Genomic DNA, 576 nt, shown 5'->3' with positions numbered 1-576 from the left:
TCTCGGCCAGGGCGCGGGCCGCCTGCCCGATCCTCGCCGCCTGATCCAGGATCGCCGTCCGCAGGCGGTCGAAGATGCCCCGCTCGATCTCCAACGCGCGATCGCGGGCGTTCAGGATGCGGGTCTCCAGTTCGGACAGTTCCACCGTGGTGAAGCGGATCTGGTTCGCGGTGGTCTGGCGGTGGATGAAGGTCTGGTTCAGCGGCGCGGCCATCATGCGCTCGGCATGGGTGGTCGTCGTCTCGATGAAATAGCCCAGGACATTGTTGTGCTTGATCTTCAGGCTGCCGACCCCGGCCAGGGCCGCGTAATCGGCCTGCATCCCGGCGATGACGCCGCGCCCCTCGTCGCGCAGGCGACGGGTCTGGTCCAGATCGGCGTCATGCCCTTCGGCCACGAAGCCGCCATCGCGCGCCAGCAGAGGCGGCTCTGCCACAAGCGCATCATCCAGCAGATCGACCAGCGTCTCATGGCCCAGCAGATCGTCCGCCGCATCGCGCAGCACGGGCGGCGCATCACCGGGCAGCCGCGCCGCGATGGCCGCGCCCTGCGTCAGCCCCGCCCGGATCGCGGCCA

The 576-nt window shown here is 69.6% G+C and carries 1 pseudogene; it reads right to left on the bottom strand.

The features are described 5' to 3' along the window. Positions 1-576 (bottom strand): annotated as a pseudogene (locus TW83_RS18720) (DNA mismatch repair protein MutS); the annotation flags it as partial.

Origin of the sequence: Paracoccus sp. S4493 (assembly GCF_000967735.1) — a bacterium.
Taxonomy (GTDB): Bacteria; Pseudomonadota; Alphaproteobacteria; order Rhodobacterales; family Rhodobacteraceae; genus Paracoccus; species Paracoccus marcusii.
The sequence above is the reverse complement of the archived record's forward strand: the minus strand, read 5'-3'. Positions and strand labels throughout refer to the sequence as shown.